The 24,765-nt window shown below is 74.1% G+C and carries 22 protein-coding genes; 6 read left to right on the top strand and 16 right to left on the bottom strand.

Annotated features, from left to right (window positions below):
- Positions 1 to 27: 27 nt before the first annotated feature.
- From CBP52_RS02995 to CBP52_RS02980, 4 genes are all read left to right on the top strand, one after another.
- Entirely contained in the window at positions 28 to 861 is an 834-nt protein-coding gene (locus CBP52_RS02995; RefSeq protein WP_094179769.1) for an AzlC family ABC transporter permease, read from the top strand.
- On the top strand, positions 858 to 1,178 hold the full coding sequence (locus CBP52_RS02990; protein WP_094179768.1) for an AzlD domain-containing protein: 321 nt from the start codon (positions 858 to 860) through the stop codon (positions 1,176 to 1,178). Before CBP52_RS02995 ends, CBP52_RS02990 begins: the two co-directional genes overlap by 4 nt.
- Positions 1,179 to 1,343: 165 nt before the next feature.
- Positions 1,344 to 2,000, top strand: a complete 657-nt coding sequence (locus tag CBP52_RS02985; RefSeq protein WP_094179767.1) for a TIGR00645 family protein — start codon at positions 1,344 to 1,346, stop codon at positions 1,998 to 2,000.
- Positions 1,997 to 2,551 carry a GNAT family N-acetyltransferase gene (locus CBP52_RS02980; RefSeq protein WP_094179766.1) on the top strand — a complete coding sequence of 185 codons (555 nt, stop codon included), beginning with the start codon at positions 1,997 to 1,999 and terminating at the stop codon, positions 2,549 to 2,551. Before CBP52_RS02985 ends, CBP52_RS02980 begins: the two co-directional genes overlap by 4 nt.
- A 44-nt stretch (positions 2,552 to 2,595) precedes the next feature.
- Here CBP52_RS02980 and CBP52_RS02975 read toward each other — a convergent pair whose 3' ends face one another.
- The 11 genes from CBP52_RS02975 to CBP52_RS02925 all read right to left on the bottom strand — a co-directional run bounded on the left by CBP52_RS02975 (position 2,596) and on the right by CBP52_RS02925 (position 16,249).
- A complete protein-coding gene (locus CBP52_RS02975) occupies positions 2,596 to 3,078 on the bottom strand; it encodes a hypothetical protein (RefSeq protein WP_208405505.1) in 483 nt (160 codons plus the stop codon).
- Positions 3,075 to 3,830, bottom strand: coding sequence for a 4-hydroxy-tetrahydrodipicolinate reductase (gene dapB, locus CBP52_RS02970; RefSeq protein WP_094179764.1), 756 nt, complete (start codon positions 3,828 to 3,830; stop codon positions 3,075 to 3,077). The genes CBP52_RS02975 and dapB overlap by 4 nt, the downstream gene beginning before the upstream one ends.
- Before the next feature lie 49 nt (positions 3,831 to 3,879).
- A complete protein-coding gene (locus CBP52_RS02965) occupies positions 3,880 to 4,683 on the bottom strand; it encodes a hypothetical protein (RefSeq protein WP_094179763.1) in 804 nt (267 codons plus the stop codon).
- A 58-nt stretch (positions 4,684 to 4,741) separates the two neighbouring features.
- Positions 4,742 to 6,085 (bottom strand): pitrilysin family protein, encoded by a 1,344-nt coding sequence (locus tag CBP52_RS02960; protein ID WP_094179762.1) that lies wholly within the window; start codon positions 6,083 to 6,085, stop codon positions 4,742 to 4,744.
- Between the two features lies 1 nt (position 6,086).
- Complete coding sequence (locus CBP52_RS02955; RefSeq protein ID WP_094179761.1) at positions 6,087 to 8,315, bottom strand: polyribonucleotide nucleotidyltransferase; 2,229 nt, start codon at positions 8,313 to 8,315, stop codon at positions 6,087 to 6,089.
- 293 nt (positions 8,316 to 8,608) lie between these two features.
- The gene (gene rpsO, locus CBP52_RS02950) at positions 8,609 to 8,878 is read right to left on the bottom strand and encodes a 30S ribosomal protein S15 (protein ID WP_094179760.1); all 270 of its coding nucleotides are present in this window, start codon (positions 8,876 to 8,878) and stop codon (positions 8,609 to 8,611) included.
- 154 nt (positions 8,879 to 9,032) lie between these two features.
- Positions 9,033 to 10,064, bottom strand: a complete 1,032-nt coding sequence (locus tag CBP52_RS02945) for a CAP domain-containing protein (protein ID WP_094179759.1) — start codon at positions 10,062 to 10,064, stop codon at positions 9,033 to 9,035.
- Between the two features lie 116 nt (positions 10,065 to 10,180).
- Positions 10,181 to 11,191, bottom strand: coding sequence for a bifunctional riboflavin kinase/FAD synthetase (locus CBP52_RS02940; RefSeq protein WP_094179758.1), 1,011 nt, complete (start codon positions 11,189 to 11,191; stop codon positions 10,181 to 10,183).
- A gap of 133 nt (positions 11,192 to 11,324) precedes the next feature.
- Positions 11,325 to 14,444, bottom strand: a complete 3,120-nt coding sequence (locus CBP52_RS02935) for a glycoside hydrolase family 9 protein (protein ID WP_157732486.1) — start codon at positions 14,442 to 14,444, stop codon at positions 11,325 to 11,327.
- Between the two features lie 219 nt (positions 14,445 to 14,663).
- Positions 14,664 to 15,656: a tRNA pseudouridine(55) synthase TruB gene (gene truB, locus CBP52_RS02930; protein ID WP_094179756.1), complete on the bottom strand. Its 993-nt coding sequence runs from the start codon at positions 15,654 to 15,656 to the stop codon at positions 14,664 to 14,666.
- Positions 15,653 to 16,249: a TetR/AcrR family transcriptional regulator gene (locus CBP52_RS02925; RefSeq protein WP_232514627.1), complete on the bottom strand. Its 597-nt coding sequence runs from the start codon at positions 16,247 to 16,249 to the stop codon at positions 15,653 to 15,655. The genes truB and CBP52_RS02925 overlap by 4 nt, the downstream gene beginning before the upstream one ends.
- Before the next feature lie 107 nt (positions 16,250 to 16,356).
- On the opposite strand from CBP52_RS02925, the gene CBP52_RS02920 reads away from it, so the two are divergent.
- A complete protein-coding gene (locus tag CBP52_RS02920) occupies positions 16,357 to 17,907 on the top strand; it encodes a DHA2 family efflux MFS transporter permease subunit (protein ID WP_094179755.1) in 1,551 nt (516 codons plus the stop codon).
- A gap of 64 nt (positions 17,908 to 17,971) precedes the next feature.
- On the opposite strand, the gene rbfA is transcribed toward CBP52_RS02920, so the two are convergent.
- The 5 genes from rbfA to rimP all read right to left on the bottom strand — a co-directional run bounded on the left by rbfA (position 17,972) and on the right by rimP (position 23,577).
- Positions 17,972 to 18,421, bottom strand: a complete 450-nt coding sequence (rbfA, locus tag CBP52_RS02915) for a 30S ribosome-binding factor RbfA (protein ID WP_094179754.1) — start codon at positions 18,419 to 18,421, stop codon at positions 17,972 to 17,974.
- Positions 18,422 to 18,540: 119 nt separating this feature from the next.
- Positions 18,541 to 21,399, bottom strand: coding sequence for a translation initiation factor IF-2 (gene infB / locus CBP52_RS02910; RefSeq protein WP_094179753.1), 2,859 nt, complete (start codon positions 21,397 to 21,399; stop codon positions 18,541 to 18,543).
- 92 nt (positions 21,400 to 21,491) lie between these two features.
- On the bottom strand, positions 21,492 to 21,776 hold the full coding sequence (locus CBP52_RS02905) for a YlxR family protein (protein WP_369826278.1): 285 nt from the start codon (positions 21,774 to 21,776) through the stop codon (positions 21,492 to 21,494).
- A gap of 191 nt (positions 21,777 to 21,967) precedes the next feature.
- Positions 21,968 to 23,017, bottom strand: a complete 1,050-nt coding sequence (gene nusA / locus CBP52_RS02900; RefSeq protein ID WP_094179752.1) for a transcription termination factor NusA — start codon at positions 23,015 to 23,017, stop codon at positions 21,968 to 21,970.
- A complete protein-coding gene (gene rimP, locus CBP52_RS02895) occupies positions 23,017 to 23,577 on the bottom strand; it encodes a ribosome maturation factor RimP (RefSeq protein WP_094182090.1) in 561 nt (186 codons plus the stop codon). The genes nusA and rimP overlap by 1 nt, the downstream gene beginning before the upstream one ends.
- A gap of 710 nt (positions 23,578 to 24,287) precedes the next feature.
- Here rimP and CBP52_RS17465 point away from each other — a divergent pair.
- A complete protein-coding gene (locus CBP52_RS17465) occupies positions 24,288 to 24,755 on the top strand; it encodes a DUF4439 domain-containing protein (RefSeq protein WP_157732485.1) in 468 nt (155 codons plus the stop codon).
- The last annotated feature ends 10 nt before the right edge of the window (positions 24,756 to 24,765 follow it).

The raw sequence follows: 24,765 nt of genomic DNA, 5'->3' as shown, positions 1-24,765 counted from the left end.
GCCTTAGCGTCCGGCCGTGCCGCGCGCATGTGCGACCCTGTGCGCGTGACGGACGGCGGTCGGGACGAGGTGCGCGCGGCCGTCCGCCAGGCGCTCTCCGTGTCGCTCGCGACCGGTCTGTACGGGGTCTCGTTCGGGGCGCTGTCCGTGGCCGCGGGGCTGGACCTCGCACAGACCATGGCGCTGTCGCTGCTCATGTTCACGGGCGGGTCGCAGTTCGCGTTCATCGGCGTCGTCGCGTCCGGCGGGACCGCCACGGCCGCCGTGGCCACCGCGGGCCTCCTGGGTGTGCGCAACGGCCTGTACGGCCCGCAGGTCGCTCCCCTGCTGGGGGTGCGCGGCTGGCGCCGCCTGCTGGCCGCGCACCTGACGATCGACGAGTCGACCGCGGTGAGCACCGCGCACCCACCGGGCCGGGCGGCTCGCGCCGGGTTCTGGTGGACGGGCGTCGGCGTCTTCGCGCTGTGGAACCTGTTCACGCTCGGCGGCGCCCTGCTCGGCGACGCGCTCGGCGACCCGCGCCGGTACGGCTTGGACGCCGCCGCCGCGGCCGCGTTCCTCGCCCTCGTCTGGCCGCGGTTCTCGGGGCCGCACGCGCGGCTCGCGCGGCTGGTCGCCGCCGCGTCCGTCGTCGCGGCGCTCGCGACGACGCCCGTGCTGCCGGCGGGCGTCCCCGTGCTGCTGGCGGCCGCGATCGCGATCCTCGTCGGGATGCTCGCACCGGCACCGACACCAGAACCGGCTCCAGCACCAGAACCGGCACCGGCACCAGCACCGGCACCGGCACCCGACCGGCCGCCCGCCCCCGGCCCGCCGGGACACCCGCCCGCGGGCGGCACCGCCGAGGGAGGTCGCCCATGAGCCCCACCGCCACCTGGGTCGCGGTGCTGGTCGGCGCCGCGGTCGTGCTCGCGATCAAGCTCGTCGGGCACCTCGTGCCCGAGCACTGGCTCGCCGAGCCGCGCGTCGCGCGCACCGCGTCGCTCGTGACCGTCGCGCTGCTCTCCGCGCTCGTCGCGGTGCAGGCTGTCGCGCAGGGGCAGGCGCTCGTCGCGGACGCGCGCCTGCCCGCGCTCGCGGTCGCGGCGGTGGCCCTCGCGCTGCGCGCGCCGTTCGTCGTCGTGGTCGTGCTCGCCGCCGCGACCGCAGCGGGGCTGCGCGCCCTCGGCATGGCCTGACGCCCGCCGCCGAGCCACCGCCGGGCCACCGCCGGGCCACCGCCGGGCCACCGACGGGCCACCGACGGGCCCTGGGCGCGGCCCGGCACCGGACTCGCACCTCGTGCGTTGTACCCTCGCCCGACGACGAGGCCGCGCGTGCGGCCCCCGCCCACCGGAGGACCGATGGCCCAGGCCCCCACCACCGCGCCGACGAACCCGTCCGGCGCCGAGACCGTGCAGCGCTCCGCGGTCGGCACGCTGATCTTCGCCTCACGCTGGCTGCAGCTGCCGCTGTACCTCGGCCTGATCGTCGCGCAGGCGTTCTACGTGTGGCAGTTCATGAAGGAGCTGTGGCACCTCGGCGTGGGGCTGTTCACGGGCCAGGTCGAGCACGTGGACGCCGACGGGCACGCGCACGTCGAGGCGTTCACCAGCGGCGACATGATCATCGCGGTCCTCGGGCTCGTCGACGTCGTGATGATCGCGAACCTGCTGATCATGGTGATCATCGGGGGCTACGAGACCTTCGTCTCGCGCATCCGCCTCGACGACCACCCCGACCAGCCCGAGTGGCTCTCACACGTCAACGCGAACGTGCTGAAGACCAAGCTGGCGATGTCGATCATCGGCATCTCGTCGATCCACCTCCTCGCGAGCTTCATCGAGGCCGAGTCGACCATCGAGAAGACCGGCTGGCAGCCGCTGCTCTGGCAGACCGTGATCCACCTGGCCTTCATCGTCTCGGCCATGGCGCTCGCGTGGATCGACCGCGTCTCCACCAAGCACCCGCCCAAGCCGGTGGCCTCGACGCCCGTCGTCGCGCACGCGGACGCGTCGTGACGCTCTTCCGCGAGACCTCGGACGTCTCGGTGCGGCCCGCCGTGCCGGGCGACGAGGCCGCGATCGTCGACATCCAGGTCGAGGCGTGGCGCGGCGCCCACGGTGACCTGCTCGCCGGTGCGCTCGACGTGCTCGACCTCGACGCGATGCGTGCGCAGTGGGCGGCGGCCGTCACCGCGCCGCCGAGCGGGCACCGCGTGCTCGTGGCGTGCGCGGGTGCCGCGGTCGTCGGCTTCGCGTCGGTCGCGCCCGTCCCCGCCACGCGTGGCGGCGACGCCCCCGGCGGCCTGCTCCTGGCGCTCGAGGTGGCCCCGCCGCACCAGCGCGCGGGGCACGGCTCGCGGCTGCTGGCGGCGGCGGTCGACCTGCTGCGCGAGGACGGCGCGGACCAGCTCCAGACGTGGGTGCTCGACGGCGACACCGCGCGGGCGCAGTTCCTCTCCGGCGCCGGCCTGGGCCCCGACGACACCGTGCGCGAGCTCGCGTCGGACACGCTGCCGGACGGCACGGCCCGCACCGTGCGCGAGCACCGGTGGTGGGCGACGATCTGACGCCCACGACCACGCCCACGACCGCGCCCACGCCGGTGCGGTCGTCAGGGGGCGGTACGGCCGCGGAACAGCGCGCGGGCCCGCGCGAGCGACTCCCGCGCGCGGCGGCGGTCCCCCGCGGCGTCGTACGCGAACGCCAGGTGGTACCACGAGCGCCAGTCGTCGGGCGCGGCCTCGCACCGCTCGCGGACCGCGTCGAACGCCGCGCGCGCGGCCGCACGGTCGACCCGCCCGCCGGGCGAGCGCGGCAGGTCGTCGACGGGCAGCTCGTCCGCGTCCGCGAGCCGGTCCGCCATGCGCTGCACGTCGATCGCGAGGCTCCACTCGCGCGCGACGAACCAGACGGCGAGCACCGGCAGCACCCACAGCGCGACACCGAGGACCACGGCCACGGGCTCGCCCGTGCGGACGAGCGACGTGGCGCGCGACGCGACGAGCAGCACGTACAGCGCGAGCAGCGCCGTGAGCGCGACCGCTCCCGCGAGAGCGACGACCGCGGACCGGCGGCGAGGGGCGGCCACGCTCAGCCCAGGTCGAGCAGGTGCTCGAGACCGACCGTCAGGCCGGGCCGCGAGGCCACCTGACGCACCCCCAGCAGGACGCCGGGCATGAAGCTCACGCGGTCGAACGAGTCGTGCCGGATCGTCAGCTGCTCGCCCGGGTTGCCGAGCAGCACCTCCTCGTGCGCGGTCAGCCCGCGCAGCCGCACCGCGTGGACGTGCACGTCGTCGACGACGGCGCCGCGCGCACCGTCGAGCGACTGCTGCGTCGCGTCGGGGCTCGCGGCCACCCCGGCCGCACGGCGCGCGCGTGCGATCGCGTGCGCGGTGTGCAGGGCGGTGCCCGAGGGTGCGTCGACCTTGTCGGGGTGGTGCAGCTCGACGACCTCGACGGACTCGAACCAGCGCGCGGCCCGCGCCGCGAACGCCATGGTCAGCACCGCGCCGAGCGCGAAGTTCGGGGCGATCAGCACGCCCACGCCCGGGCGGTCCGCGAGGTGGTCGCGCACCCGCGCGAGCGACGCGTCGTCCCAGCCCGTGGCGCCGACGACCGCGTGCACGCCGGCGTCGACGAGCGCGTGGACGTTCTGCTCGGTCACCGACGGCACCGTGAAGTCCACCGCGACCTGCGCGCCCGCGGCCGTGACCCGCGCGAGGTCGTCGCCCGCGTCGAGTGCCGCGACGAGCTCCAGGTCGGGTGCGGCCTCGACCGCGCGTACCGTCGTCGACCCCATGCGTCCCGCCGCACCCAGCACGGCGACCCTGATCCGTTCGCTCACGGTCAGCCACCCTATCCGTCGCGTGCCGCGGCCCCCGACGCGCGTGCCGTCAGTGGGCGGCGATGGAAAGCGCGAGCCGGTCGACCACGCGCCGCAGCTCGGCGGGCGCGAGGCCCGTCGTCCGCTCGACCTCCCGTGGCGCGGGCCCGCTCGACTCGTACCACTGCAGCGCACCGACCACGTCGCGCGGCGACACGGGCCCCGGACCGGCGGCCTCGCGCACGAACCCCGCGAACCGCACGGCGGCCAGGTAGGACGCGGGCGCGACGCCGACCAGCCGCACGCACCAGCGGTGCAGGTCGCTCACCGTCACCCCCTGCGCTCGCGCCAGGTCTGCCGCTGCGACGAGGCCGCGCGTGCGGTCGACCTCCGCGACGACCTCCGCCATGGCCGTCACCCCCGCGGGCCGGTCCGCCGTGCGGGAACGGGCGACGAGCGCCGCGACGAGCACGCGCACCGCGTCCTCGTCGTCGCCGTGCGCGAGGGCGTCGCGCGCGAGGACCGCGTCCGCCTCGTCGACGACGGCCGCCAGCGGCGCACACCGGTCGACGAGCAGGTCGTGCGGTCGCAGCAGGGCGAGCGCGAGCGGGTGCAGCTGCAGCCCGAGCCGCACCGCCGGTGCCGCCTGCTCGCGCACGACCGCGCGGGACGAGAAGCCGCGCACCCCGCTCGCGTCGTCCGTCTGCTCACCCGTCAGGACGTCCGTACGCACCCCCGGTGCGCCGACGACGAGCTGCAGCAGCCCGCGGCCGTCGGGCAGCAGCACCTCGCGGTCGCCGCCCTCGTCCCGCAGCACCCAGGCGTGCTCGACGAGCAGCGGCGCGGAGGCCTCGATCCACCGGTACGCGGTCACAGCCCCATCATGGCGCGCCGGAGCACGCCCGTGGGCGGACGGGACCGCCCGCCGCGCGTCAGTCCCCGAAGGGCCCGACGCGCACGACCGAACGCGGGCGCGACGCGAGCTCGGCGGCGAGCTCCTGCACGTCCTGCACGGTCACCGCGCGCACCCGCTCGAGCGACTCGTCGATCGACAGCAGCGCGCCGTGCACCAGCTCCGCCTTGCCGAGCCGGCTCATGCGCGATCCGGTGTCCTCCATGCCGAGCACGAGGCCGCCCGAGAGCTGCCCGACCGACCGCTCGAGCTCGGCGGACGTGATGGGCGTCTCCGCGAGCCGCTCCCACTCCGCGACCATCAGCGCGACGACCTCGTCGACCTTCGCGGGCGTGCAGCCCGCGTAGAGACCGAACACGCCGGTGTCGGCGTGGCCGGACGCGAACGAGTACGTCGAGTACGCGAGGCCGCGCTTCTCCCGGACCTCCTGGAACAGGCGGGAGGACATCCCGCCGCCCAGCACGGCGTTGAGCACGGACAGCGTGAACCGGCGGTCGTCGGTCGCGGTCAGCGACGTGCAGCCGACGATGACGTTGGCCTGCTCGGTGTGCCGGCGCACGGAGCGCTCCACACCCACGATCGGCAGCCCGTGCTCCCCCGCGCCGAGCTCGCGCGCGACATCGCGGCGCCCCGTGGGGCTCGCGTCGTCGGCCAGGTCCCAGCCGCCCGCGGCGAGCGCGTCGGCGACCTGAGCGCACAGCGTGTCGTGGTCGACGCCGCCCGCCGCGCTGACGACGAGCGTCTGCGGCCGGTAGTGCCACCGGTAGTGCTCCCACACGGCATCGCGCGGGACCTCACGGATCGTCTCGGGAGTGCCGCCGATGGGCCGGCCCAGCGGGTGCTCCCCGAGTACCCCGCTCGCGAACTGCTCGTGGACGACGTCGCTCGGGTCGTCGTCGTTCATCGCGAGCTCTTCGAGGATCACGCCGCGCTCGGTCTCGAGCTCGTCGGTCTCGAGGCGCGCGGAGGTGACCATGTCCGCGATCACGTCGACCGCCATGGGCAGGTCGGTGTCGAGCACCCGCGCGTAGTAGCACGTGTGCTCCTTGCCGGTGGCCGCGTTGGCCTCGCCGCCGACGGCGTCGAACGCCTCGGCGATGTCCATCGCCGAGCGCCGCGCGGTGCCCTTGAACAGCAGGTGCTCGAGGAAGTGGGTCGAGCCGAAGTGGCCGGACGTCTCGTCGCGCGAGCCGACGCCCACCCAGGCCCCGACGGTCGCCGACCGGAGCCCGGGCATGTGCTCCGAGAGGACCCGGACCCCGCCGGGCAGGACGGAACGACGCACGTGGGCGTCGCCGTCCTGCCCGGCGGACTGCTCCGCGCCCGGGAGGCCCGGGCGCACGAGCGGGAGGTCGAGCGGCACGTCAGGCGTCGGCCGGGGCGGCCTGCGCCGCGTCGGAGTCGGCCTTGTCCTCGTCGACGACCGCGTGCAGCGACAGCTTGCCGCGCGGGTCGATCTCGCCGATCTCGACCTGGACCTTCTGCCCGATCGACAGCACGTCCTCGACGTTCTCGACGCGCTTGCCGCCGACGAGCTTGCGGATCTGGCTGATGTGCAGCAGACCGTCCTTGCCCGGCGAGAGCGAGATGAACGCGCCGAACGTCGTCGTCTTCACGACGGTCCCGACGAAGCGCTCGCCGATCTCGGGCATGTGCGGGTTGGCGATCGCGTTGATCGCGGCCCGCGCGGCCTCGGCCGACGGACCGTCGGTCGCGCCGATGTAGACCGTGCCGTCGTCCTCGATCGAGATGTCGGCGCCGGTCTCCTCCTGGATCTGGTTGATCATCTTGCCCTTCGGGCCGATGACCTCGCCGATCTTGTCGACCGGGACCTTCACCGTGATGACGCGCGGCGCGAACGGGCTCATCTCGTCGGGCGTGTCGATGGCCTCGGCGATGACGTCGAGGATCGCCAGACGCGCCTCCTTGGCCTGCGTCAGCGCGCCGGCCAGGACCGAGGCGGGGATGCCGTCGAGCTTGGTGTCGAGCTGGATGGCCGTGACGAACTCGCGGGTACCGGCGACCTTGAAGTCCATGTCGCCGAACGCGTCCTCGGCGCCGAGGATGTCGGTGAGCGCCGCGTAGCGGGTCTCACCGTCCACCGTGTCGGACACGAGGCCCATCGCGATGCCCGCGACGGGCGCGCGCAGCGGCACACCCGCGTTGAGCAGCGACAGGGTCGAGGCGCAGACCGAGCCCATCGACGTCGAGCCGTTCGAGCCCAGCGCCTCCGAGACCTGACGGATCGCGTAGGGGAACTCCTCGCGGCTCGGCAGGACCGGCATGAGCGCGCGCTCGGCGAGCGCTCCGTGGCCGATCTCGCGGCGCTTCGGCGAGCCCACGCGGCCCGTCTCACCGGTCGAGTACGGCGGGAAGTTGTAGTTGTGCATGTAGCGCTTGCGCGTCTCGGGCGACAGCGTGTCGAGCTGCTGCTCCATGCGGAGCATGTTCAGCGTCGTGACGCCCAGGATCTGGGTCTCGCCACGCTCGAACAGCGCCGAGCCGTGCACGCGCGGCAGGACCTCGACCTCGGCCGAGAGCGTGCGGATGTCGCGCAGGCCACGGCCGTCGATGCGGAAGCCGTCGGTGAGGATGCGCTGGCGGATGAGCTTCTTCTGCACCGAGCGGTACGCGGCGGAGATCTCCTTCTCGCGACCCTCGAACGACTCGGCGAGCTCGCCCTGGACCTCGGCCTTGATCTCGTCGAGCCGACCCTCGCGGGTCTGCTTGTCGGCGATGCTCAGCGCCTCGCCCAGGCGCGCCGTCGCGGCGGCCTCGACCGCGGCGTAGACGTCGTCCTGGTAGTCCGGGAACGTCGGGAAGACCTGCGTCTCCTTGGCCGCCTTCGCGGCGAGCTCGGACTGCGCCTGGACCAGGACCTTGATGAACGGCTTCGCCGCCTCGAGGCCCTGCGCGACGATCTCCTCGGTCGGCGCCTGGCCGCCCTCGTCCTTGATGAGGTTCCACGACTTCTCGGGCGCCTCGGCCTCGATCATCGCGATGGCGACGTCGTCGCCCACCACACGGCCGGCGACGACCATGTCGAACGTCGCACGCTCACGCTCGGAGTAGCGCGGGAACGCGACCCACTGGCCGTCGACGAGCGCGATGCGCACGCCACCCACGGGGCCGGAGAACGGCAGACCCGACAGCTGCGTCGAGATCGACGCCGCGTTGATCGCGAGCACGTCGTACGCGTCGTCCGGGTGGATCGCCAGGACCGTGATGACGACCTGGACCTCGTTGCGCAGGCCCTTGACGAACAGCGGGCGCAGCGGGCGGTCGACCAGGCGGCAGGCCAGGATCGCCTCGGTCGAGGGACGGCCCTCGCGGCGGAAGAACGAGCCGGGGATCTTGCCGGCGGCGTACTGCCGCTCCTCGACGTCGATCGTCAGCGGGAAGAAGTCGAACTGCTCCTTGGGGTGCTTGCCGGCCGTCGTGGCCGACAGGAGCATCGTGTCGCCGTCGAGGTACGCGGCGGCGGAGCCGGCGGCCTGCTTGGCGAGCCGGCCGGTCTCGAACCGGACGGTGCGGGTGCCGAAGCGACCGTTGTCGATCACGGCCTCGGCGAACTGGATCTCGGGACCCTCCACGGGTGCCCTCCTCGTGTGTCGAAGGCGCCGGCCGGTCCCGGCGGTCTTCGATCGAGGCCTACGGAGCTCGTGCTCCGGGGGCCACTACCGAGGACCGGACAGGTGGACCGACGCGGTGGATGGTGCGGTGGTGCTGGTGGTGCGGGTGCGGGTCGGGCGGACGTCACGTCCGCCGCGCTCGCGCGGCACCGCCGACGATCATGCCGCCGGTGCCGCCGGGCTGTCGCGCGACGCGCGGGCCCGACATGCGGACCAGCCCGGACCCCGCACGGGGTCCGGGCTGGTCGCGAGGTTCAGCGGCGCAGACCGAGGCGCTCGATGATCGAGCGGTAACGGTTGATGTCGACCTTCTGCAGGTAGCCGAGAAGGCGACGACGACGACCGACGAGCAGCAGCAGGCCGCGGCGGCTGTGGTGGTCGTGCTTGTGCTCCTTGAGGTGCTCCGTCAGGTCCTTGATGCGCTGCGTCAGGACAGCGATCTGGACCTCGGGGGAACCGGTGTCGCCCTCGTGCGTGGCGTACTCGGTCATGATGGCCTGCTTGGTGGCAGCGTCGAGGGACACGGCTCTCCTTGTGTGGTTCGTTGCGCGGTGCGCCGGGGCACGTCCACCCGGGCTCTCTGGATCCGCGGCCGTTCTGACGGCTCCCACAGACTACCAGGCCCGGCCGGACCGACCGGGCCTGGCTGTCACGGGACGTGCCGTCACGGGACAGGCGTCACGCGGTCGGGTCGTACAGCCGCACGAGGTACGAGTACGACGACTGGCCGCCGCCGCGGATGCCCGTCACCGTGACCCGGTAGTACGCGACCGCCTTGCCCGTGGGGTGGGCGACGCCCGACACGTCGAACACGACCGTGTTCGGCCCGTACCCGGTCTTGACCGGGTGCTTGCGCACCGAGTGCGTCGTGACGACCTTGCCGTCCGTCGTCACGCGCTGCACCTTGACCGCCGCCTTGTCGAAGCTGACCGCGCCGTTCGACGAGGACAGCGACCACCGGCCGTCCGGCTCGATCTGCTGCGGGAACCACCCGCGCGCGGGCCACTCGATCCAGCCCGGCCGCGCGGCGGTGGCCGAGGTCCCGAGACCGAACACCGTCAGTGCGTTGGCGTTGCCGGTCGAGCCGGTCGCGATGTGGGTCGTGGCCGGGTTGAGGATCCAGCGGCGGTGACCGGCCGCGGTGTTCTTGTCGCCGGGCTCGTCCATGTAGGCCGCGATCGCCTTGGAGCCCGTGGCGCCGAGCGCGAGGTTCGACGAGCCCGCCGCCTCCTTGGCCGCGGGCGACCAGCACCGCGGGAAGTCGCTCTGGCTCGGCGAGTGCGACAGCTTGCCGTTGGCGTCCATGAGCAGCGCAGCCTTCTGCGCCTTGTTGCTCGCGGTCGTGTCGAGCTTCACCGTCGAGAGCTGCACGAGCATGCGCATCGAGTTGACCATGCGCAGCGTGGCCGCGCGCGACGCGTCGGACTCCCGCCCCATCGAGCACGACGAGACGCTGCCCGACCACGAGACCCGGGTGCCGAGGGCCGGCACGATGCGGGTGCGGTAGAGGTTGGTGACCCAGGCCTTCGTCGGCATGCGGTCCGACGTCCCGGACGCCGCGACGTCGGTCGCCGCAGGGGCGGCCACGAACGCCCGCGGCGCGGACGCCGACGACCGCACGGGTGCGGCCGAGGCCGGCAGCGCGCCCGCCGCGAGGAGCGTGGACGAGACGAGGACGAGAGCAAGGACGCGCGTGCGGGCTGGGCTCACCCGACACCTCCAGGACGACGGCAGACGCTCGGCAGGACCGGGACCCCTTGCGAGGTCCCGACACGGCCATCGGCAGGTCGGGGCGCCGACCTGAGGCTTTCGTCCGAAGATCCTCGTCAGTCGTCCGAGGCCAGGACCTCGCGGACCCGCTCGACGTCCGCGTGCATCTGGTCGAGCAGCTCGTCGACCGACGAGAACCGCAGCGTCGGGCGCAGTCGCGCCACGAGGTCGAGCACGACCTCGTCGTCGTACAGGTCGAGGTCGGTGCGGTCGAGCACGTAGGCCTCGACACGGCGCTGCACCCCGTCGAACGTCGGGTTCGTGCCGATCGACACCGCCGCGGGCAGGCGCACCTCGTCGACCGGCGTGCCGTCCGCGCGACGCGTGCGCCGCAACCAGCCGGCGTACACGCCGTCAGCCGGGACCATGCCGACCGCGTCCTGCGCGAGGTTGGCCGTCGGGAAGCCGAGCTCGCGGCCCCGGGCGTCGCCGTGCACGACGATCCCGCGCAACCGGTGCGGGCGCCCGAGGACGAGGGCCGCCTGCTCCACGTCGCCGGCCGCGAGCGCCTCACGGACCCACGTCGAGGACCAGCGGCGCGCCCCGCCGGACGCGTCGTCGGCCGGGCCGCCCTCGTCGGACGTGATGTCGTCGGGCGTGATGTCGTCGATGACCTCGACGTCGAACCCGTGGCGTCGCCCGAGGTCGACCATCGTCGACAGGTCGCCCGAGTTCTGCCAGCCGAACCGCACGTCGCGCCCGACCACGACGGTGCGCGCGTGCAGCCCGTCGACGAGGTACGTGCGCACGAACTCCTCGGGGCTCTGCCGCGCGAACTGCAGCGAGTACGGCAGCAGCAGCACCGCGTCGAGCCCTGTCGCCTCGAGCAGGTCGAGCCGGTCCTCGTCGCCCGTGAGCAGGGGCGGCGCGTCGTCCGGCCGGTGGACCTGCAGCGGGTGCGGCGTGAACGTCACGGCCACCGCGGACCAGCCCCGGGCGCGCGCGTCCGCGGCCATGCGCCGCAGGACGTTCGCGTGACCGCGGTGGACGCCGTCGAAGTTGCCCAGCGTGACGACGGTGGGACCGACGTCCGCGGGGACGTCGGCGAGGTCGGACCAGCGATGCACGCGCCGATCATGCCACCGCGGCACGGCCCTCGGCGGCCACGTACCACGGCGCGACCCCGCCACCGACACCTGGACGGGTCGGTGGCGGGGTCGCGTCTGGTGCGGCGGGCCGCTGCGGTCAGGTGCCGTCAGGTCACCCGCGACCGGGCCACGGGATGGGACCCGGACCCTTCGGGCCGGGGCCCTTGGGGCCGGCGAGCACCGTCACCCGTGCGACGTCGGTCGTGGCCGTACCCGACGCGTTGCGGAACACCGCGCGGTACTGCGCACCGTCGGTCGCCGGCGTCACGACGATCCGCAGGGTCGTCGTCCGGGCGCCGGGCACGTCCACCCAGCGACCCTTGGCGTCACGCACCTGCCACTGCACGGACGGCGCGGGCTTGCCGCTCGCGGTCGCCCGCAGCGCCACGGACGTGCCCTTCTTCGCCGAGACGTCCGACGGGTGCTTGGTCACGACCGGCGCGGTCGGGACCCCGCTCACGCCGAGGTCGGCGACGAACGACGCGACCCAGGACATCGGGGCGTTCCAGTTGATGGTCAGCTCGTTGACCGACCACGCCTCGATGTCGTCGACGTAGCAGAGCTGGGGCGCGCAGTCGTGACCCGGCGGGTAGAGCCGGTTCATGACCGGGTCCCACGTGCTGCTCTGCGAGTTCGGGCCGCCCGCGATCGTCCCCGGCGGCGGCGGGACGAGCCACCGGCTGTGCTGGTGCGAGGAGAACTTGGTGCCGTACCCGGTGATGTAGGAGATGTTCAGCGCGTTGCGCCCGAGCAGGTAGTCCATCGACTCCAGCACCGCGTTCGCGAACCGCGCCTGACCCGTGAGGTCGTACGCCGTGGCGAGCACGACCTGGTTGTTCAGCACGGACGAGCTCGAGCCCCACACGTACGAGCCGTCGGCGTCGCCCGGGTAGGTCGTGCCGAACGCCTCGGCCTGCTGCCAGGCGAGGATCTTCTCGGCCCCGGTCACGACCGACGCCTGCACGGCCTTGCGGGTCGGCAGCTTGCTGGGCACGGTCGCGAGGTCCATCCGGCCGAGCGCCGCGACGCTCCCCCAGGAGAACCCGGAGCGGGCCCAGATGTCGCTCGTCGCGAGCGGGCTGCTCTGTACGGCGGTCTCGAACGTCTTCTCACCCGTCGTGAGGTAGAGCTCGGCGGCCGCCCAGTAGAACTCGTCGCTGACGTCCGTGTCGTCGTACGGGCCGCCACCGTTCTGCCCCGCGGACTGCGGCGCGTACAGGTCGGGAACCCGCTTCGCGGCGGCGTAGGTGCTGCGCGCGACGCTCAGGAGCTGCTGGGAGAACGCCTTGTCGTACTTCGCGAACAGTCGCGCGCCCTGCGCGGCGGTCGCCGCCACGTTGAGCGTCGCGGCCGTCGACGGCCGGTGCAGACGGCGCTCCTGCGGGTCCTGCGACGGCAGGAGGCCGAGGCCCGTCCAGCCGACGTCGTGGATCTTGTGGTGCACGAGGCCGTCGAGCGAGCGCTTGTCGGTCGCGGACACCGTCATGCCGGAGCCGGTCGGCACCTGCATCTGGAGGAAGAACTCGAGCTCCCAGCGGGCCTCGTCGAGCACGTCCGGCACGCCGTTGCCGCTCTCGTCGGCCGGCACGTCGAGCGTGCCGTCCTTGAGGGCGCCGCGGGCGGCGTCGGGCGAGTGCAGCGACCGCTCGTACATGCTCAGCAGCTGCGCGACGGCGATGCCGCCGTTGACGACGTACTTGCCGTGGTCACCTGCGTCGTACCACCCGCCGACGACGTCGAGCGAGTAGCCGGTCGGGCACGTCCAGGTGCCGTAGGACCACGCGGCACCGTCCTCGGCCGCGGTCAGGCACGCGACGTCGAGGTCGCCCTTGTTGACCTCGCCGTCCGGCCCGGACACGTGGCCGGCGGGACGGTCGTAGCGGTCGTCGGGGACGTCCACCGCGATGCCCGAGCGCACGGGGTAGAAGTAGTTCAGCGCGTCGTAGCGCAGCTGCGCGTACAGGTCCTTCGCGATCGCGAACGGGTCGCTGCGGTCCTCGCCCACGACGAGCGTGTACCCGGTGCCGGCCGTGCGGAACGACGAGAAGTCGATCGTCTGCACGGTGAGCTGCGACGAGGGGTCGAGCCCGGCGGGCGTCGCGTCACCCGAGGCGACGGTGGCGCCCGACGAGTCCTCGAGCCGCCACTCGAGCGGCTCGGTGGCGTCGCTCACGACCGTGGCGTTCTTCGGCCCGTCCGGCAGGTAGCCGAGCTGGTTGACGCGCACGGGTCCGCGCACGTCCGGCTCGTACGGCGGCGGGGGCGTCGCGACCTTCTTGAGCGACAGGCTCGTGATGCAGAACGTGAAGTCCCCGCGGGCACCCATCTGCAGCGCGACCTGCCCGACACCGACGGCCGGGTCGTCGGACTGCGCCGGGAACGTCACGGGCGAGGTGAACGCGAGCTCGTGCTCCGTGAGCTCGGTCGACAGCTGGGTGTTGTCGGCGAACGCCGCGCGCCACGGCACGGCGTTCTCGCCGACGATCGTGCGGATCGTCGCCGCGTTGCTCGCGCTCGCCGTGAACGTGAGGCGGTAGTTGGCGTCCTCCTCGATCGGCAGGCCGTTGAGCACGAGGCCGTCGTACTGCCCCGAGCCCGCGGGGACCTCGAAGCACAGCGGCTCCCCCTCGCCCGGCTCGGAGGTCACGGTCCAGCCGGCCGCGCTCCACCCCTCGGGCAGCACACCGTCGAAGCTGGTGTCCGGGATCAGCTCGGCGTCGCCCGCGAGCTCGAAGTCGTCGAGGCAGAACGTGTAGTCGGCCGCCTGCGCGCCGAGCTGGAACGACAGGTTGCCCTCGCCGCTGAACTCGGGGTTCCAGGTGAACGAGTACTCCTGCTCCTGCGAGGTCAGGGCGACGGTCGACGCCACGTCGTCGGGCCACCCGATGCCCGCGCGCAGGTTGACCGAGACGTCCTGCGTCGCGTGCGCGGTGAAGGACACCGTGTAGGTGGTGCCCGCCTCGAACGTGATCCCGTCGTGCTGCGCGGCGACGGTCCACGGGTCTTTCGTCCCCGTGGGGACGACGACGCAGAACTCGCCGTCGACGACGGACGACGTCGAGGCGCCGCCGTAGCTGTGCCAGCCCTGCGCGCCGGACTCGAAGTCGTGCGTCGACCCCACGGGGTCCGCGAGGGCGGCCGGCGCGACGACCGTCGCGGCGACCAGGGCTGCGGCCGTCAGGCCTGCAGAAAGGACAGCCGTGCGTGCACGGCGACTGGACCAGGAAACCACGTCGTCTCCTCGAAGCCGGGCCAGATGGCCACAGGGCGCTGCCACGAGAGCCGGACACCACCCTCGATCGTCGCCAGGGGGACGGTACAGCTCAAACCAGGCGTACGGAACCGGTTCCGAGCACCCGAACCGGTTCGAAGCGCGACGTCAGCACGCATGTCACCCGGATCGGTGACCTCCGCACGAGTCGTCCGTGGCCGACCTCCCGGCGCCGGCGGGTCAGTCGGCTGCGAGCACGAGCACCGGGCGCGCGCGGCCGTCCCGCAGGCGCAGCAGCGCGACCAGCCGCCCCGAGGGGTCGATCGCCGCGACGGTCGCGTCCGGGTCACGGGTCGTGGCGTCAGCCCGCAGCGCCTGGCCGTACCCGAGCGCCCTGGCCTCGGCCTCGTCGACCAGCCGCACGGGGAACGTCGCGCGCGCCGCGTCCGCGAGCGGCATGACCTCGACCGGGACGTCGTCGGGTGACGCCGCGAGCGTTTCCAGCGTGCGGGCCGCGGAGAGCGTGTAGCCGCCCACGCGCGTGCGTCGCAGCGCGGTCAGGTGCGCTCCCACGCCGAGCGCGGCACCCAGGTCCCGGGCGAGCGCCCGGACGTACGTCCCCGACGAGACGACCGTCCGGATCTCGACGTCGAGCACCCGCACACCCTGGGCCTCGGCCGCGCGCACATCGCCGACGACGAGCTCGTGGACCGTCACCGGCCGCGCCGGGAGCTCCACCTGCTCACCGGCCCGCACGCGCGCGTACGCCCGCTCGCCGTCGACCTTGATCGCGGACACCGCGCTCGGGACCTGCAGGATCTCGCCGGTGAGCGTCCGGGCGGCCGCCTCGACCTGCGCGCGCGTCAGGTGCGCGGCGTCGTCGGCTCCCGTGACCTCGCCCTCGGCGTCCTCGGTCGTCGTCGCGATCCCGAGGCGGACCGTCGCCGCGTACTCCTTGTCCGCGCCGACGACGTAGGTCAGCAGGCGCGTCGCCCGCCCCACGCCGACCACGAGCACGCCGGTCGCCATCGGGTCGAGCGTGCCCGCGTGCCCGACCTTGCGCGTGCCGGCGATCCCCCGCATGCGCGCGACGACGTCGTGGCTCGTCCACCCGGCGGGCTTGTCGACGACGACGAACCCGTCGGCCGCGGTCGGCCTGCGACGCGGCCGCTCCCCCTGCGCGGCGCGGCGTGCCCGCGCCTGCTCGTGCGCGTCCGTCCGGGCCGCGTTCACGCGCCACCCGCCGCGCGGTGAGCGGTCAGGGCGACGCACTCGAGCAGCCCGTCCATGCCCGGGTCCTCGCCCGGGTGCGCCTCCGCGTCGGTCGCGACGAGCACGTTGAGGAGCATCCCGAACGCGACGAACTGGCGCGCCTCGTCGGGCGTCGCACCGGTGGCGTCGACGTAGAGGCGGTACGCCTCGCCCAGGCAGTGCCGCGCGGCGCGGCCGACCTGCTCGTCGGCGCTCGCGATGAACCCGTGCATGAGCAGCCGCAGCAGGTCGCGGTCCTCGATGAGCTCGAGATAGGCGCGTCCCATGGCCTCCTTGGGGTCGTCCTCGCGCGCCGCGACGGTGAGCGCGCCGACGACGCGGTCCGCGGCCTGCTGGTACGCCTCGAGGAACAGGTCCCGCTTGGACCCGAACAGCCGCACGACGTAGGGCTGGGAGACGTCAGCGGCGCGCGCGACCTCGTCCGTCGTGGCGGCGAAGCCGCCCTCGGCGAACACCCGGCGGGCTGCGCCGAGGATCTGCTCGCGCCGCTCGTCGCCGGACATCCGGGTGCCGCGTCCGGGCTCCGTCGCCCGCTCGTGCGTCTCGCTGGTCATCTTGACAGGTTATCAGCCGATGCCTACGGTCCCTCTTGTTAGTAATCACTCAATGCCAACAAGCAGTCCGGGGGTCCGACCCCGGCCGGACCCGCAGGGGAGATCCGATGACCACGCACCTGACCGCCGGGCCACCGCCCGGCCCCGGACCGGCCCGCACGGGGGCGCGGCGGCGCACCGCCGGCACCGGCATCGCACTGCTCGCCGCATCGCTGCCGATGTTCATGGCCACGCTCGACAACCTCGTCATGACGACCGCCCTGCCCGTGCTGCGCACCGAGCTGTCGGCCTCCCTCACCGAGCTGCAGTGGATGGTCAACGCGTACACGCTCGCGTTCGCGTCGCTCATGATCGCCGCCGCGACGCTCGGCGACCGGCTGGGACGGCGACGCGTGTTCGTCGGGGGCATCGTCCTGTTCGCGCTCGCCTCGATCGCGTCCGCGCTCGCCACCACCCCCGAGCTGCTCATCGCCGCCCGCACCGTCCAGGGCGCCGGGGCCGCCGCTGTCATGCCGCTGTCGCTCACACTCCTCGCCGCCGCCGTCCCGCCCGCGCGGCGTGCGATGGCGATCGGCGTGTGGGGTGCCGTGTCGGGCCTCGGGGTCGCGCTCGGCCCCGTGATCGGCGGCGCCGTCGTCGACGGCATATCCTGGCAGGCGATCTTCTGGATCAACGTGCCGGTCGCGCTCGTCGCGGTCCCGCTCGTCCTGCGCGTGCTCCCCGAGTCGTCCGGACGCGCGCAGCGCATCGACGCGCCCGGGCTGCTGCTCGCCGCGGCCGGTGTGCTCGCGCTCGTCTGGGCGGTCGTCAACGGCAACGACGAGGGCTGGGGCTCCGGCCGCATCGTCGGCGCCACGGTCGCCGGCGTCGTCCTGCTCGTCGGCTTCCTGCGGCGCGAGGCCCGCACCGACCATCCCCTGGTGCCCCTCGGTCTGTTCCGCGTGCGCTCGTTCTCGGTCGCCAACGGCAGCGCGTTCCTCTTCTCGGTGGGCGTGTTCGGCACCGTGTTCGTGCTCTCGCAGTACTTGCAGATCGGCATGGGGTACAGCCCGCTCGCAGCCGGTATCCGCACACTCCCCTGGACCGCCGCACCCATGCTCGTCGCACCGCTCGCGGGCCTGCTCGCCCCCCGGCTGGGCGTACGCCCCCTGCTGACCGCGGGGCTCGCGCTGCAGGCCGTCGGCCTCGCATGGCAGGCCGCGGTGATCGGCGACGCGACCGTGTACGCCGACCTGGTCCCGGGTCTCGCGCTCGCCGGCATCGGCATGGGCCTGACGTTCGCACCGTCCGCCACCGCGGTGCTCGCCGACATGGTGTCCGACGACCACGGCACCGCGAGCTCCGTGAACGCGACGATCCGCGAGGTCGGCGGCGCCGTCGGTGTCGCCGTCGTCGTCGCCGTCTTCCAGGCCGCGGGCGGCGCGCTCACCCCCGACGGGTACGCACAGGGCCTGCGCCCGGCGGCGTTCGTGGGCGCGGCGGTCGTCGGACTCGGCGCCGTGGTCGCGGCGCTCATGCCCCGCGCGACGGGCCGCATCACGCCCGACGTCGACGTGGTCACGCCGGACGACCGCCGCTCCGACCTGGACCTCGACACGGACCCGCACCCGGAACGCCCGGCAGCCGCCGCGGCCGAGCCCACGCTCGCCGCACGCTGACGGCGAGACGCGACGAGGGCGCCCCGAGCATCTCGGGGCGCCCTCGTCGTGCGTGCACGGACGGTCAGCCGCGCGTGTCGTCCTCGTCGTCCTCGTCGGCGGGCCGACGGTACGGGTCCGCCTCACCGGCGTACGACGACGACCGCGCGAGCGCCTGGAGCTCCGCGTCGCGACGCGCGGCGTCGGCGAGCGCCTGCTCGAGGTGCGCCGCGGTCTCGGGCACCGCGTCCAGGTGGAACGCGAGCGTCGGCGTGAGCCGCACCCCGGTCTGCTTGCCGACCTCGGAGCGGATGACGCCCTTGGCCGACTCCAGCGCCGCCGCGCTGCCCGTGCGGGCGTCGTCGTCGCCGTACACGGTGTAGTAGATGTCCGCGTGCTGCAGGTCGCCCGTGACACGCACGTCCGTCACGGTCACGAACCCGAGCCTCGGGTCCTTGATCCGCGTGTCCAGCATCTGCGCCACGACCTGCTGCACCCGCTCGGCGAGCTTGCGCGCCCGTCCGGTATCAGCCACCAGAGTTTCCTTCCGCTAGGACCAGCCCCCGGCCGTCACCCGCGTGGGGCGACGGCCAGGAGGGTGTGGTGTGCGCGCACGGCCGTGCCGTGCGCGCACACCACACCCGACCGACGGGCTCAGACCCGCGGCTTCTCCCGCATCTCGAACGTCTCGATGACGTCCTCGAGCTGCAGGTCGTTGTACGACCCGAGGCCGATACCGCACTCGTAGCCCTCACGGACCTCGGTGGCGTCGTCCTTGAACCGCTTGAGCGACTCGATCGTGAGGTTGTCCGCGATGACCTTGCCACCGCGCAGCACACGCGCCTTGGAGTTCCGTCGGATCTCGCCCGAGCGGACGATCGAGCCGGCGATGTTGCCGAACTTCGACGAGCGGAAGACCTCGCGCACCTCGGCGGTACCGAGCTGCGCCTCCTCGTACTCCGGCTTGAGCATGCCCTTGAGCGCTGCCTCGACGTCGTCGATCGCCTGGTAGATGACCGAGTAAAAGCGCACGTCGACGCCCTCACGGTCGGCCAGGTCCTCGACGCGCTCCGCGAACTTCACGTTGAAGCCGATGATGATCGCCGAGTCGACGGTCGCGAGGTTGACGTCGTTCTGCGTGATCGCACCGACACCGCGGTGGATGACGCGCAGGTCGACCTCCTCGCCCACGTCGATCTTGAGCAGCGCGTCCTCGAGCGCCTCGACGGCACCGGACACGTCACCCTTGATGACCAGGTTGAGGGTCTCGACCTTGCCCTGGGCGAGCGCCTGCGTGAAGTCCTCGAGGCTGATGCGCTTGCGGCGCTTGGCCAGGAGCGCGGCACGCTCGGCCGCCTCACGCTTCTCGGCGATCTGACGGGCCGTGCGCTCCTCGGGAGCCACGAGCAGCGTGTCGCCCGCGGACGGGACGGACGCGAGGCCCAGCACCTGCACCGGACGGGACGGGCCCGCCTCGACGACGGTCTCGCCGTGCTCGTCGAACATCGCACGCACGCGGCCGTAGGCCGTGCCGGCGACGATCGCGTCGCCGACGCGCAGCGTGCCGGACTGGACCAGCACGGTCGCGACCGCGCCGCGGCCCTTGTCGAGGTTCGCCTCGATGGCGACGCCTCGCGCGTCCTTGTCCGGGTTGGCCCGCAGGTCCAGAGCGGCGTCGGCCGTGAGCAGGACCGCCTCGAGGAGCTGGTCGATGTGCAGACCCTGCTTCGCGGAGACGTCGACGAACATCGTGTCGCCGCCGTACTCCTCGGCCACGAGGTTGTACTCGGTGAGCTGCTGGCGGATCTTGGCGGGGTTGGCCCCCTCCTTGTCCACCTTGTTGACCGCGACCACGATCGGCACGTTGGCCGCCTGCGCGTGGTTGAGCGCCTCGATCGTCTGGGGCATCACGCCGTCGTCGGCCGCGACCACGAGGATCGCGATGTCCGTGACCTGCGCACCGCGGGCACGCATGGCGGTGAACGCCTCGTGACCCGGGGTGTCGATGAACGTGATGGGACGCTCGACGCCCTCGTGCTCCTTGACCACCTGGTAGGCACCGATGTGCTGGGTGATGCCGCCGGCCTCGCCCGCGACGACGTCCGTGGAGCGGATGGCGTCGAGGAGCTTGGTCTTTCCGTGGTCGACGTGACCCATGACGGTGACGACCGGCGGGCGCGGCGCGAGGTCCTCGTCGGACTCGCCCGCCTCCTCCGCCTCGAGGTCGATGTCGAAGGCCCCGAGCAGCTCGCGGTCCTCCTCCTCGGCCGAGACCATCTCGATGACGTAGCCGAGCTCCGCCGCGAGCGTGCCGAACGTGTCCTCGTCGAGCGACTGCGTCGCCGTCGCCATCTCACCGAGGTGGAACAGCACGGTCACCAGCGCCGCGGGGTTGGCGTCGATCTTGTCGGCGAAGTCGTTCAGCGAGGAGCCGTGCCGCAGGCGGACGACCGTCTTGCCGTTGCCGCGCGGGACCTGCACGCCGCCGAGCGACGGGGCCTGCATCGCCTCGAACTCCTGGCGCTTCGCCCGCTTGGACTTGCGCCCACGCACGGGACGACCGCCTGCGCGGCCGAAGGCACCCTGCGTCGAGCCACGGCCGGCACCGCCGGGACGACCGCCGCCACCGGGACGACCGGCGAAACCGCCGCCGCCGCCGGGTGCACCGCCGCCGCCACCGGGACGACCGCCGAAGCCGCCGCGACCCCCGCCGGCACCACCGCCACCGGGGCGCGCGGGGCGCTCACCGGGGCGGCCGACGCCGCTCGAGGTACGGCCGGGCATCATGCCCGGGTTCGGGCGCGGACCACCCGGACGCGGCGCGGGACGCGGGCCGCCGGGGCGGTCGCCCGCACCTGCGGCGGGAGCGCCCTCGGGACGCCGGTCGCCGGGACGCGGCATGCCCTGCGAGGGCGCGAACGGGTTGTTCCCCGGACGCGGACCGCCGGGACGCGGACCACCGGAACGCTCGCCACCACCCGCGCGGGGCATGCCCTGCGACGGCGCGAACGGGTTGTTGCCGGGACGGGCCCCGGGACGCGGCGCACCCGGACGTGCGCCACCCGGCGCACCGGAACGCTGACCCGCGGGACGCGGGGCGGGGCTCGCACCGGGCGCGGGCGCCTTGGCGGCGGGCGCCGGCGCCGCCGGACGTGCCGCCGGGGCGGGTGCCGCAGCCGCGGGCTGAGCCGGGGCCGGGGCGGCCGGGCGGGCCGGGGCGGGTGCCGCGGGAGCGGGCGCCGCCGCAGCGGGTGCCGCCGGAGCGGGCGCGGCGGGTGCCGCAGCGGCCGGACGTGCCGGCGCGGCGGGTCGGGACGGCGCGGGGCGCGCCGCGGGCTGCGCGGCGCCACCGCCGGCAGCGGGGTACGTGTCGCGCAGCTTGCGCACGACCGGCGGCTCGATCGTCGAGGACGCCGAGCGGACGAACTCACCCATCTCGGTGAGCTTCGTCATGATGGTCTTGCTGTCGACCCCGAGCTCCTTCGCGAGCTCGTAGACGCGAAGCTTGGCCACTTCTCTCCTGTCTCGGTCCGCCCGAGACAGGGTCGGACCGTCGTTAGTGCTGGGTGCGCGTGCGCATCTGCTGGGTGCTCATCGCGAGGCACTCATCGGTGCGTGCTCATCGGGTCGCCATCGGCTTCCAACCCGCTTCCTTCATCGACGGTCGACGTCGGTGCTCCCGACGCCGTGAGCTGGTGCTCGAGGTGCTCCCGCACCGCAGCCACGTCCGGCGCGGCCTGCAGTCGCAGGGCCCTGCCGAACGCGCGTCGGCGCGTCGCGAGCTCGAGGCATCCAGGATCGAGGTGCAGCCAGGCACCCCGGCCCGGCATCCGGCGGGCGACGTCCACGACGAGCGCGGGTCGACCCGCGCCCTCCGAGACGGCGACCACCCTCAGCAGGGCGGACCTGAGGCCGGTGGCTCGGCACCCCACGCACGTGCGGACCGGCGCACCCGCGGCCTTCCTCGTGAGACGGACGTCTCGGCGTGCTGAGGAGGTCACGGACTGCGTGCCGACGGTCGCGTCGGCGTGCGGGGACTGCCGGGCGTCCGGCCCAGCCACGGTGAGTCTACCCCCGCGGGTCACCCCGCGTCGTCCGGGTTGCGCGCGGCGGCGCGGTCCGCGGCCGGCGCGGCACCGGTCTCGTCACCCTCGGCGTCCGAGCGGATGTCGATGCGCCAGCCGGTGAGCTTGGCGGCCAGACGCGCGTTCTGGCCCTCCTTGCCGATCGCGAGCGACAGCTGGTGGTCCGGCACGACGACCCGTGCGGCCCGCGCGTCGGGGTCGACGACCGTGACCGAGATCACCCGCGCGGGCGACAGCGCGTGCGCGACCATCTCCGCCGGGTCGTCGCTGTGGTCGACGATGTCGATCTTCTCGCCGCGCAGCTCGGCCATGACCGCGCGCACGCGGCCGCCCATCGGACCGATGCACGCACCCTTGGCGTTGACGCCCGGCACGGTCGCGCGGACCGCCATCTTGGTGCGGTGCCCGGCCTCCCGGGCGAGCGCCGTGATCTCGACCGTGCCGTCCGCGACCTCGGGGACCTCGAGCTCGAACAGCTTGCGCACGAGGTTGGGGTGCGTGCGTGACAGCGTCACCTGGGGGCCACGGGCACCGCGCGCGACCTCGAGCACGTAGCCGCGGATGCGCTCGCCGTGCACGTACGTCTCGGACGCGACCTGCTCGTGCGCGGGCAGGACGGCCTCGGTACCGCCGACGTCCACGAGCACGACCCGCGGGTCGGGGCCCTGCTGGATGACACCGCCGAGGACCTCGCCCTCCTTGCCGCGGAACGTCCCGAGCACCTGGTCGTCCTCGGCGTCGCGCAGGCGCTGCACGATGACCTGGCGCGCGGTGGCGGTCGCGATGCGGCCGAACCCCGAGGGTGTGTCGTCGAACTCCGGCATCTCGGCCAGGACGTGCCCGTCGTCGTCGACCTGCGCGGCCTCGCGCGCCCACACCGTGACGTGACCCGTGCGGCGGTCCACCTCGACGCGGGCGCGCTGGTGCGCGCCCGGCGTGCGGTGGTAGGCGGAGAGCAGCGCCTGCTCGATCGCGGCGACCAGCACGTCGAGGCTGATCTCCCGCTCCCGCTCGAGGCTGCGCAGGGCCTGCATGTCGATGTCCATCAGCTCTCCCGTCCGGCGTCGTCCGCGCCGTCGTCGTCGGGGCCGAGCCCCGACAGGTCCACCTCGACGCGCGCGTCCGCGACGTCGTCGAGCGCGATCGTCAGCGGGGCGCCGACACGCGGCGGCCGCCCCTTCAGCCCGGGGGTGACGGGGACGACGACGAGCGCGTCGTCGTCCTGGACGTCGGTGAGCCGACCCGCCACGACCTCGCCGTCCCGGCGTCGCACCCGGACCGAGCGGCCCACCGCGTGCACGAAGTGCCGGCGGGCGGTCAGTGGGCTGTCCGCGCCGCGCGAGCCGACCTCGAGCGTGTACTCGCCGGCGACCGGGTCGGACGCGTCGAGCGCGTCGGACACGGCGCGCGTCACCTCGGCGACACGGTCCAGGTCGACGTCCCGCTCGTCGTGCTCGTCCGGGCCCACGAGGACCTCGACGACCTGCCGGCCGCCCGAGCGGCGCACGCGCACGTCCTCGAGCACGAGACCGGAGGCGGCGACCACGGGGTCGAGCACCTGCCTGACCCGCTGCGCGGGTCCGGCTGCGGATGCGGCTGCGACCATGACCGCCTCCTTCGTGTGCACGGGGCCGGGGCCCTCGAGTTGTGGCACCCAGGGTAACGACTGTCGCGGGCACGCGACGGCCGGTACCCGGCCGGCGGGGTCCGCGTGGCAGGATCGCCCGCGATGAGCACCGCGATCCCGCCCGTCCCGTCCACCTCCCGCGTGGCGAGGATCACGCGCGTCCGGGCGCGTCGGCACCCGCTCGCCACCCTCGCCGTGCTCGCCGTGCTCGCGCTGAGCGGGTGCGGGATCCGGCTCGAGACGCCCCCGCCCGTCGAGCCGTCGCCGGACGCGGTCGAGCAGGTCCGCGGCCGCACGGTCGCCGACGCGCTCGCGCTCGAGGCCGCGGCGGACGGCGCGCTCGCCGTGACGACGGACCAGGCCGTCGCGCCCCTGCTCGCGCAGGTCGCGGACGTGAGCACGCGGCACGCGGCCGCACTGGGCGGCGAGTACGAGTCCGGGATCGTCGACGCGGACAGCGGGCCGAGCCCCACGCCGAGCCCGACGACCGCCACGACGACCGCGCAGGACGTGCTCGCGCTCCTGGGCACGACGACCGCCACCGCCCGGACCGACGCGAGCACCACCGACGACGGTCCGCTCGCGCGCGTCGTCGGGTCCGTCGCCGTCGCGCGCGGGGACCTCGCGCTGCGGCTCGCGATCGCGCTCGGCGAGGACTCCCCCGCCCCGGGGTCCCCGACGAGCTCGTCGTGCCCGCCGAGGTCCCGCCCGTCGTCGGCGGCCCGCTCGCCCGCGCGCACGACGAGGCGGGCTTCGCGCTCGAGGTCGTCGCCGCGCGCGGCGCGAAGGACGCCCGCCCGACGGTCCTCGCGCAGGCGCGCGCGCAGCGGACGCGCGCCGAGCAGTGGGCCGCCGCCGCCGGGATCTCGGGCACGCCCGACGAGACACGGCTCGCGCAGTACGCCCTGCCCGCCGACCTGGACGCGCCCGCCGCGCTGGCCGCGCTCGTGCGGGGCGTGCACGCCGGGATCGGGCAGGCCGCCGCGGCCGCGCTCGCGCAGGTCCCTGCCGGCGCGCGGGAGCCCTACCTCGACGAGCTCCGGGTCGCCGTGGAGCGCGCCCGCGCGGCCGGCGCGCCCGTGCAGGCGTTCCCCGGCGTGCCCGAGCAGACGGACCCGACACCCGCAGCGACCCCGGATCCCGCAGCGACGTCCTGAGACCCGAGCG

The sequence above is a fragment of the Cellulomonas sp. PSBB021 genome (genome assembly GCF_002240455.1).
GTDB lineage: Bacteria > Actinomycetota > Actinomycetes > Actinomycetales > Cellulomonadaceae > Cellulomonas > Cellulomonas uda.
This window is presented reverse-complemented; position numbering and strand designations above follow the sequence as displayed.